This is a genomic window from Nostoc sp., from assembly GCF_041747015.1.
Taxonomy (GTDB): domain Bacteria; phylum Cyanobacteriota; class Cyanobacteriia; order Cyanobacteriales; family Nostocaceae; genus Nostoc.
Genome location: NZ_JBGTFY010000255.1, coordinates 1 through 10,212, shown reverse-complemented (window position 1 = coordinate 10,212; position 10,212 = coordinate 1). Strand labels below are relative to the sequence as shown.

General features: G+C 43.6%; 8 protein-coding genes and 1 tRNA gene. 6 read left to right on the top strand and 3 right to left on the bottom strand.

Features of this window, described 5'->3' with window-relative positions; all coding sequences use genetic code 11:
- The 3 genes from ACEW80_RS21085 to ACEW80_RS21075 all read left to right on the top strand — a co-directional run.
- On the top strand, positions 1-1,621 hold a 1,621-nt coding region (locus ACEW80_RS21085), incomplete at its 5' end, for a R3H domain-containing nucleic acid-binding protein (protein ID WP_373528466.1).
- Between the two features lie 190 nt (positions 1,622-1,811).
- Positions 1,812-2,771 carry a ribonuclease Z gene (locus ACEW80_RS21080; protein ID WP_373528465.1) on the top strand — a complete coding sequence of 320 codons (960 nt, stop codon included), beginning with the start codon at positions 1,812-1,814 and terminating at the stop codon, positions 2,769-2,771.
- 530 nt (positions 2,772-3,301) lie between these two features.
- On the top strand, positions 3,302-5,491 hold the full coding sequence (locus ACEW80_RS21075; protein ID WP_373528464.1) for a GumC family protein: 2,190 nt from the start codon (positions 3,302-3,304) through the stop codon (positions 5,489-5,491).
- A 169-nt stretch (positions 5,492-5,660) separates the two neighbouring features.
- Here ACEW80_RS21075 and ACEW80_RS21070 read toward each other — a convergent pair whose 3' ends face one another.
- Entirely contained in the window at positions 5,661-6,002 is a 342-nt protein-coding gene (locus ACEW80_RS21070; protein ID WP_373528463.1) for a hypothetical protein, read from the bottom strand.
- Positions 6,003-6,039: 37 nt separating this feature from the next.
- Between ACEW80_RS21070 and ACEW80_RS21065 the strand changes: the two genes are divergently transcribed.
- Together ACEW80_RS21065 and ACEW80_RS21060 are read left to right on the top strand one after the other, a co-directional pair.
- Positions 6,040-6,360, top strand: coding sequence for a hypothetical protein (locus tag ACEW80_RS21065; protein WP_373528462.1), 321 nt, complete (start codon positions 6,040-6,042; stop codon positions 6,358-6,360).
- Between the two features lie 135 nt (positions 6,361-6,495).
- Positions 6,496-7,641: a SpoIID/LytB domain-containing protein gene (locus ACEW80_RS21060; RefSeq protein ID WP_373528461.1), complete on the top strand. Its 1,146-nt coding sequence runs from the start codon at positions 6,496-6,498 to the stop codon at positions 7,639-7,641.
- Between the two features lie 152 nt (positions 7,642-7,793).
- On the opposite strand, the gene ACEW80_RS21055 is transcribed toward ACEW80_RS21060, so the two are convergent.
- A complete protein-coding gene (locus ACEW80_RS21055) occupies positions 7,794-9,092 on the bottom strand; it encodes a hypothetical protein (protein ID WP_373528460.1) in 1,299 nt (432 codons plus the stop codon).
- Positions 9,093-9,315: 223 nt separating this feature from the next.
- Here ACEW80_RS21055 and ACEW80_RS21050 point away from each other — a divergent pair, with 223 nt between their 5' ends.
- On the top strand, positions 9,316-9,795 hold the full coding sequence (locus tag ACEW80_RS21050) for a hypothetical protein (RefSeq protein ID WP_373528459.1): 480 nt from the start codon (positions 9,316-9,318) through the stop codon (positions 9,793-9,795).
- A 90-nt stretch (positions 9,796-9,885) separates the two neighbouring features.
- Here ACEW80_RS21050 and ACEW80_RS21045 read toward each other — a convergent pair.
- Positions 9,886-9,957 (bottom strand) — tRNA-Gln (locus ACEW80_RS21045).
- Positions 9,958-10,212: the final 255 nt, after the last annotated feature.

The window sequence follows — 10,212 nt, the reverse complement described above, 5'->3', positions numbered from 1 at the left end:
GGGTCGTCGCCCAGAGGCTCGCTTTCCTAATCAAGCTGAGTATCTGAGCGAAGTACCCGTTACTCAAGAACAGATAGATGATTGCACTCAACGAGTCGGAACCTTTGGCGGAGATAATCGGGCAGGAATTGAGCAAACTTTACATCGGATTAGCGCCATCCGTAACCGCACGGGTAAGATTATTGGTTTGACCTGTCGTGTTGGTCGGGCGGTATTCGGAACCATTGGCATGATCCGCGATTTGGTAGAAACGGGTAAATCGATTCTCATGCTGGGGCGTCCAGGCGTGGGCAAAACTACAGCCTTACGGGAAATTGCCCGGGTTTTGGCGGATGATCTGCATAAACGAGTGGTAATTATTGACACTTCCAACGAAATCGCTGGGGATGGTGATGTTGCCCATCCAGCCATTGGTCGCGCTAGGCGGATGCAAGTAGCTCATCCAGAACAGCAGCATCAAGTGATGATCGAAGCAGTGGAAAACCATATGCCAGAAGTGATCATCATTGATGAAATTGGTACAGAACTGGAAGCTTTAGCGGCTCGTACCATTGCGGAACGGGGTGTACAGTTAGTAGGTACTGCCCACGGTAATCAGATCGAAAACCTGATTAAAAACCCGACTCTGGCTGATTTAGTTGGGGGGATTCAAGCTGTGACACTGGGAGATGATGAAGCCAGACGCAGAGGTTCTCAAAAGACTGTTTTGGAGCGTAAAGCTCCGCCGACATTTGAGATTGCGGTGGAAATGCTGGAACGCCAGCGTTGGACGGTACACGAAAGCGTTGCTGATACAGTAGATAATCTGTTACGGGGGCGTCAGGCTAGCCCACAAACGAGAACTGTTGATGACCAGGGCAAAATTGCGGTTACAAGGCAGTTAGCTGTTGTCAATGGTCGTGGTGGACATTTAGCCACAGTAGACGAATCTTTCGCATCGGCGCGACCGTCTAACGGTTGGCGTTCATCTGGACAAATGGTAGCACTGCCGCAATTGCCTGTAGAGCGGGTAACTGGGCGGAGTGAGTTTGACCGCTTGCTGGATGAATCTTTTAATTATTCTGAGAGCATCGATTTAGGTACTGCTAACAGACTGCCAGGGCCGAATGGTGAAGATTTGCCACTCCACGTTTACCCCTATGGCGTTAGCCGCCACCAACTCGAACAGGTAATCAGCGTGTTAACTTTACCCGTGATATTGACAAAAGATATAGATAGTGCTGATGCAATTTTAGCGCTGCGATCGCACGTCAAAAACCACGCCAAATTACGCCAAATGGCGAAAGCCCGTCATGTACCCATTCATGTGATTAAGTCCAGCACCATTCCGCAAATTACCCGTGGCTTGCGGCGGTTATTGAATATCGATGACCCAGAATTAGCTGATGACAAAGAACTGCAACTGTTTCTGCACAGTGGCAGCGATGATGAGATGGACGCCCTTGAAGAAGCCAGACTTGCCGTTGAGCAAATTGTGATTCCCAAAGGACAGCCAGTCGAGTTATTGCCGCGTTCTTCCCAAGTCCGCAAAATGCAACACGAGTTGGTAGAACACTATCGCCTCAAGTCGCACAGTTTTGGCGAAGAACCAAATCGGCGTTTGCGGATTTATCCGGCATAACCTCATACCCAAACCCTCTCCGTTAGCGTCAGGCTGACGCCAACGGAGAGGGGAGTAAGAAAAGAGAGATCAATCTTTTGGAGTAACTGCGTCATCAAGTTGCTCTGGAACCTCAAGCATTTTGTTCATCAACCGTGCCACTATAGAAAATAGAGCTGCAAATTGAGCAATAGGAAGACTAAAGAACGCTGTGCAGATAACATTCTTAGGGACGAGTTCCGGTGTACCTACGCGATCGCGCAATGTTTCCAGCGTTGCCCTGAGACTACCCCAAAGGGCAGAGCTGTGGTTATTCGACTGTGGCGAAGGTACTCAGCATCAAATTTTGCGGAGTGAACTGAAAATCAGCCAACTCTCCCGAATTTTTATTACCCATATGCACGGCGACCACATTTTTGGCTTGATGGGACTTCTTGCCACTTGTGGCTTGGCTGGCAATGTGCAACGAGTTGATATATATGGACCAGCTGGATTAAATGATTACATTCAAGCAGCCTCACGTTACTCCTACACACACTTTTCCTACCCCATCAAAGTTCACGCTATCCGTCCAGGGGTAATTTATGAAGATGAAGACTTCACCGTTAGCTGCGGAAATTTGCATCACCGGATTACAGCTTTCGGCTACCGCGTAGCCGAAAAAGACCGATCGGGACGCTTTGATATCGAAAAAGCTAAAGCGTTGCAAATTCCTCCTGGCCGGATTTATGGTCAACTCAAGCGTGGTGAAACAGTAACCCTTCCCGATGGACGGGTGATTGATGGCAGCCAATTGTGCGGCCCTACAGAAATTGGGCGAAAAATTGCCTATTGTACAGACACAATTTATTGTGATGGTGCAGTGGAATTAGCTCATGATGCAGATGTATTAATTCACGAAGCAACCTTTGCCCATCAAGATGCAGATATGGCTTTTCAGCGCTTGCATTCCACAAGCACAATGGCAGCGCAAACAGCTTTAGCAGCCGGGGCACATCGGCTGATTATGAGTCATTTTAGTCCCCGCTATGCTCCCGGAAATACCTTGGAGTTGAAGGATCTCCTTCAGGAAGCCCGTGCTATTTTTCCCTGTACTGACATGGCTTATGATTTTATGATTCATGAAGTACCCAGGCGGCGAGAAGTAGAGTTAACCAAGATAAGCGTTTAAATTTTAGATTTTAGATTGAATCCCTTTAATCTAAAATTTAAAATTAACCAGACTCTATCGTGAGGTTTAGTAGGACAACTATACCGTCCAGCCAATAGACAGCAGTTTAGTTCTGCGAGTAAGTCAACTAGTTAACCAATAATTTACGGTTAACTAAGTGTATCAATAATGTCCAAATAGTATGGTTTAAATATTTTTTTTATATTACAAATTATCAAAATAACTTTAATATATAGTAACGTTGTGAATCAGATAATTCTTTACTTAAAAGCTTAGGAAAAATAATTAATTTTTCGTCAAGATTTTTCTTCTGAAAATAAAATATTTATTGAAAATTTATTCTTCCAACACTGATTAAGAACTTATATGCGTGAATTGATGAACATGAAAGCGCTAGTTGGCATAATATAGTGCCAAATAAGCTTGTCATTGTTGGCAGGATAATTAAGCATACTGTCGTGGCTATAGGTATAAACAATTAATCTGACATTTTTCCAAATATAGTGTTTCGATATTAGAGGAGTTTGATAGTGGTTAAGACTAGTCTGAATCAAGAGCAACAGGTTACTACTTCAGCACAAAGGGCAGTTGACATCAGACAATTATCTACTATTTTGCTTCGCCGACGCTTTCTTGTCTTAGGAGTTTCCTGTGTAGTTATGTCAGCGGCTAGCCTCTTGGCTATTATTGCCAAACCTACTTACCAGAGCAATATGCAGATATTGGTGAGTTCCAATTTATCTCAAGGGGCACAGTTAAATAATATCCCAGGAAGGGTAGACAGCGAGGTTACTAACCCCAATTCTCAAGTTGTTGATTACAATACTCAGATGAAACTTATGCTGAGTTCAAAGCTGCTCCAGAAAGCCGTAGATTTACTCCATCCTGATTATCCTGATATTACCTTAGAGGATATCAATAGTCAACAAGAACAGAGCAAAAAAGCACCTCTGCAAGTGACTCAAGAAGAAGAAGGGATAGAAGCTAATAAAGTTTTTAATAAAGTCTTTGAAGTTTCTTATAGTGATGACGATCCAATCAAAGCACAAAGAATACTTCAAGCTCTACAAAAAATCTATCAAAACTACAATATAGAACAACAAAAAGAGCGTCTAAATAAAGGACTGGCTTTTGTAAATGCCCGCCTCCCAGAAATAAAAAAAGAGGTGAGTAAAGCTGATAAAAATTTGGAACAGTTTCGCAAGAAACATAATTTAGTTAACCCCGAAGCACAAAGTAAAATACTGCTAGAATCTTTAGCTGATATTCAAAAACAGCTACAAAGCACTCGTGCCAACCTTCAAGATGTAAACGCTCGCTACGAAAATCTAGAACAACAAATAGCATCCTCGTCCCAGCAAAATGCCCTAATTTCTTCTCGTCTAAATCAGTCAAGCCGCTACCAAACATTATTGAGTGAAATTCAAAAGACTGAACTAGCGTTGGCTAAGGAGCGGCTGCGCTACACAGACGATTACCCATCGGTAGAAAAACTCAAACAGCAGCGTCAAAGTCAACTGTCGCTATTACGACAAGAAGTGAAGATAATTACTACTAGCAGTAAGGGAAAACCACTCTTAAAAGGGGAAATAGTAGGGGTTGAACCAAAGCTAGTAGACGAGTTAATTTTGGTGCAGACAAATGTTTTAGGACTGATTGCTAATGAAAAGAGTTTAGCAGAGTCAGAACAGCGCCTCCGCTCTGAGCTAAACAAATATCCAAGCTTAATAGCAGAGTATAACCGTCTGCTACCAAAGGTCGAAACTAGTCGCAAAACCCTTGAACAACTGCTCCAGGCACAACAGTCTTTGGGACTGAAAATTGCTCAGGAAGGATATAACTGGCAAGTTTTGGTAGAACCTGCTCTAGGTACTTATATGGGGAGCAACAGATTATTACTTTTGCTTGCGGGAGCAGTAATTGGGCCAATTTTAGGTATCTTAGCAGCCTTGATTTTGGAAAAGTTTAATGACGCTATTTATTGTACGGCAGATTTAAAAAAACTGACGAACTTGCGTATACTGGGGTCGGTACCAAAACTACCGTCGCGTTATCCGAAGAAGCGGCTCCTAGACCTGTCTTGGAATAGACAGCGAACTTTACCTCCTTCTGTGGTAGAAGCTAGTGCTAGATTGCCCGTCCATGAAACTCTGGACATGATTTACCAAAATATTCAAATATTAAAATATCCCTTACCTTTCAAGTCGCTAATGTTGACTTCGGCACTACCACAGGAAGGGAAGACAACCTTAGTATTAGGGCTTGTGGCTAGCGCTACCCGAATGAATCGACGGGTATTAGTAATTGATACTAACCTCCAGAATCCTAGCTTGCACAAAATACTGGAACTATCCAATGACTGGGGACTATCTCTGTTATTAATTGATGAGACAACTACCCATTTTCAAGATTACATCCAGCCGATTCACCCCTCCATTGATATTTTGACTGCTGGGCCTATACCAGAAGACACGGTGAAATTACTCAGTTCTCGACGGATGAAAGAATTGATAGAGTTGTTTGAGCAAAGTTATGACTTAGTACTGATAGACGCTCCACCAATTTTAGGCACAGTCGATGCCAGGATTGTGGCATCTTTTTGTAATGGGATTGTGATGGTAGAGCGCATGGGTAAAGTAACCCGAACTGAACTAACTCAAGCTACAGAAATTTTGAGTAAGTTGAATTTAGTTGGAATTATCGCTAATGAAGTTAAATAGTCTATAAAAGTTATTTATTTGCTCAAAAACTTTTATCTGCCAAAGCGATCGCCTTCTAAGTGGGCTAATCTACCCTACATAGCCATTAAGCGGAAGCTTTTTTGTTCAGCAGCAGACTCATCGCACACTTTGATGTGTTTTGCGTTCACAAACAAAATAGATGGAGGATTCAAACATGGATGATAATCTCAGCATTCTCTCTCACGTCTCGCTCGGCACTAATCAATTTGAGCGATCTGTTGCCTTCTACGACAAAGTGCTGGTGACGCTTGGCTGCAAGCGAGTAATGGAATATCCTGGTGCGTAGGCGTAGCCCGTCGTAGACATCGCTTATGGCAAGCAGTATCCAGAATTTTGGGTGCAAACGCCGCTCAACGGACAACCCGCGTCTGTCGGAAACGGAACGCACATCAGTCATTAAATCTGAAAATTGCAGTACTGTCAGTACTGCCAATATTAGAAATGCAATCCGCCAACTTTGAGCGAATGCGATCGCCCAAGCTAAACCCAATGAACAAAACTTCCACCTTGTTTGTAGGGCGAATTGCTTGTCGGATAATAATTGTCTAGCAGTTTACCAGGGAGGGAACGTCATAGAAGCTAAGGGTAAAGAAAGACTTGCAAACGTCCAGTATATTGATTATATGCCTGACCAGTACGGAGCAACGATAACAGCCAAAGCGATCGCTTTTTATTCAAGCAAGGAAAAAAGAGCAGTAGGAGAGGAGCCTCACTTTTCAAGACAGGCTACCCCAGAAGCGCAGAGAACACGGAGAAATGACAGTTTGAGAGATTTGTTGCGTAAGTCTTACCAAATTACAGTTACAAATCATTCTCCCCTACCCCTTTGCCAGATTACTAAAGACTAATTTCTATCCCATAGCTAAACTAAAATGCATAATTAGTAGCAGGTGGCAACCTCCGGCGTTGGAGAAGTGTCTCATCTTAAAGTAGTAGACGCCATAATCCAGAGCATTAGATACTGGTATGATTAGATGATCAGCATGAAATTCCAACTTTACTTAGGCTTTTTATTTTCTCAGATTAAAGTACGTCATTGGTGGGTAAGTATCTTCTTGTGGATTGCTTTGGTTGCCCCAGTTCAAGCGTCTGTAATCCTGCGCGTGGCAATTGAGCGGGGAGTTAATCAGGTAAAAGTGGGCAGTTCCACCACTGGAATCGTCAAGGATAGTACTGGCCGCACTCTCGGACAATTACCAGCGATGAGTGCATATTATGCCCAAGCCGTTCCTGGCGGAGTTGCTTTGGATAAGTGGCAGTCTGGTTTATTTTGGATTGAGCCAACTGGTAAAGGATTCGTTTATATTGGCGATCGCTGGTATCGGGGCAGAACTCTGGTTGTCCCCACAGATAAAGGCTTAACTGCTGTTAATTGGGTTGATGACCAAGAATATCTCTACAGCGTTCTCGGTGGCGAAATGGATGCTAGTTGGCCTCAAGAAGCCCTAAAAGCCCAAGCGATCGCTGCCCGCACCTACGCTCTCTACGAGCGAGAAAAACAACGGAATAATCCCGTTTACGATTTAGGCAATACCCCAGATCGTTGGCAAATTTACAAAGGTGTAATTAGTGAATCTCCTGCTACTTACAAAGCAGTTGATGCCACAGCAGGGCAGGTACTAACTTACAAAAACCGGATTATTCTCTCAGTCTTCCACGCTTGTTCTGGGGGACACACCGAAAACGTAGAAGAGGTTTGGGGAAATACCCTGCCTTACCTGCGTGCTGTTCAAGACTACGATCAAAATATCAAACAGTGTAATTGGATCAAAACCTTCTCCCCTACTGAAATTAGCGCTAAATTTCCTGAGGTGGGCAATGTCAAGGATATGATTCCAGAAACATTCTCGCGTTTTGGTAGTGTTAAAGTCTTAAAAATTGTTGGCAATAAGGGCACAAAGATGCTAAAGGGCGAGGAAGTGCGGACAGCGCTGAAACTAAAAAGTACCCGCTTTACCATTGCTAAGGGAGCAGATGGTATTTTTGTACTCCAAGGGCTTGGTTTTGGTCATGGTTTGGGCATGAGTCAATGGGGGGCGTACAATCTGGCTCGGCAAGGAGTGAATCACCTGCAAATTTTGGGGCATTATTACCAAGGTGTAGCTCTCACACCAATTCAGGCGAAGTAATCAGGGATTGGGACTTGGGGATGAGAGAACATGGGGAGCAGGGGAAAGGGGAAGCGAAAAAATGTTTACTTAACCCAATGCCCAATGCCCAATGCCCAATGCCCAATGCCCAATGCCCAATGCCCAATGCCCAATGCCCAATGCCCGATTCCCTATTCTCCACTTCCACGTTCCAAGCGCTTTTGCCATTCAGCGTCAGTTTGTGCAGAACGTTCAGCTTCCTGTTCGAGTAAGTCAGTTTCGCTGGAATACACTAAATCTTCGTTGCCAATGATTCTTTCTGTGGCAAATTGTTGAGCATAGTCGATTTTTTGTTGCAAAGGTGCATCAGGATTTGCCAATAGCTTTGCCCTGGAAAGGCGATCGCGGTTGCGATCGCCTATTTTGCGATTACCCCACCGAATCCAGAAATAACGCAATAAAGGTATGCCTAAGAAGCCTGCTCCATAAGCCAATAGTAGCCAATAAATTCCTTGTACAAAAGCTACCAGTCCACCTAATTGAGCAGCAACCGTGCCATCTGTTAACAAACTCCCCAGTACTAAAGCACCGACAAAATTTAGTACACCCAACCCAGCACTCAGCATAATTTGCCCCGAACTTGCGGCACTAAAACGCCAAAGCAATTCCTCCAAGTGATCAGATATTGAATGACGGCGCTTTTTGGCTGCACTCACCTGCAACTCTGGGAAGTAATAAACAATTTGCCCTTCTGGACTTACCTCTGGTTGCCCATTAAATCGCGTCAGAACGGGCAGCATATAATCTTCGTACTCTCTTGTATATCCCTCGCCAATATTATCCAAATATGGGACGATTTGTTCTGCTACCACTGCACCACGGTTACTCCGAATCACCGTAGCAATTTCTTGCCAGCGACGTTCTTCTAAGTTGGCGTTAGGATTACCATCACCAAACAAAAACGAGAACACAGCTTCAAAGAAATTCAGATCGCTTTGTTCCCGTCTTCCACCTCTCCGTTCTTGGTAGTGGTTATCATAATTTGGGTTAAAATACCAAAAAAAGTTTGGAAAATAGAAGAACCCTCCACCGCCTGAATTACTCCCCCGATTGTCGCCGTCACGGTCTGAGTTGGTAGAGGTAGTAATAATGTAGATGGTAACAGTTATCAGGAAGATGGAAACAATTAAGAAAATTAAAAAAGAAGTGCGAATCAGGTAAAACAGAACACTCCAGACCTTTTTCCACCATTCCTGCAATCGTAATTGGAAGTATTTATTACGCAAAATTGCTCGAAAATTTTGGGGAAAAAGGTAAACTATATCACCTGAATCCGCGACCTGTAAATGCCCCCCAGCATCAGATGCCAGGGCTAACAATCCTTGATTAGCTTCAGCTACATTCAATCCTACCTGGGTTGACACATCACCAACGGTGACACGGTAGCCCAGTTGTTCCACAGCTTGCATGATGGTGGGATTGGGAGCCATTGCTCTTCCTTCCTGTTGAAACTTATTTCCCTTTTCTTAAGTATAAAGTTTTATTTTGAGCGACTTGGCAGGGGCAGAAATAAAAGGTGAAATCATTAGATATAGAAATTACATAAATTTGATAAACCAAGACTAAAGTGGATAAACCAACAAATAACCTGACACTCAATATGTTAAAATTATCTTCCTCGGTTTAGTTAACCAGCAAATTTTCTGCTCAAATATGGTTCAGTACACTCTCGCTCAAAGCCCAGAAATTATCCTCACTGTTTCTGGAAAAGATTCAGTCAAAGCCCGTGAAAAAGCAATGGATCAGTTGATGGAACTGATGGATGCAGGTAAGCTACCCACAGAACTGGAAGAAGGATTTAGTCCTCAACAACTGATTGAAGTTAAAGAGCCAACTATTGATACTGTTAGCGGTGAAGATAGCATTACACAAGCTGTTCAGGTTCTGAGTAACTTGGCCACACTCAAGCTGAAAGTTCAGGAGTCACGAGACGAAGCGCTAGAAATTCGCAAAGCGGTTGATGTTCTGTTCACCGACGATTCGGTGAGTGAAGAGGAAATTGCTCGACTCAAAGAAGGTTTTAAAGTTCTCAAAAATTTTGCCCAAGCTAATGTGCGTTACCAGGAAGCGCGAGCTAAAGCAGAACAGGCTCGGCAGATTTTAGATCAAGCTCTGAAATCTCCTGATAAGTAACTATTATCGAGTTGGATGAATTGAGACAGATTTTTAGTTATCTAAATTTAAATGCAAAAAGACAGGCTGTAATGCCTGTCTCTATGTGTACTGGGGCGCTAGGATTCGAACCTAGGGGTGGCGGGACCAAAACCCGCTGCCTTACCACTTGGCTACGCCCCAACAACTTCACCCTATTTAATATAGCAGCTAGTCCTGGGTTACTGTCAAGTACTTTAATAGTTTATTTTAGAAAATGGATTTTCACAGCAGGATATCGATTGGTTGAATCCTTGCACTCTATACTTTTGCAGAAATTGACCCAGAAATTAAATTCCTGAGCTAAGTATCAAAAAGTTGCAACTGGTGGTCTAGGCGGCTAAACGAAGAATTTGATCTAGCTCACGTGAGCGTGGCGTCAAGTCCCCTTCAGGAGCG

Bases quoted from the DNA above. Each gene is read 5' to 3' on its own strand.
- ACEW80_RS21055 (WP_373528460.1), bottom strand. From the start codon at position 9,092: ATGGCTCCCAATCCCACCATCATGCAAGCTGTGGAACAACTGGGCTAC.
- ACEW80_RS21060 (WP_373528461.1), top strand. From the start codon at position 6,496: ATGAAATTCCAACTTTACTTAGGCTTTTTATTTTCTCAGATTAAAGTA.
- ACEW80_RS21050 (WP_373528459.1), top strand. From the start codon at position 9,316: ATGGTTCAGTACACTCTCGCTCAAAGCCCAGAAATTATCCTCACTGTT.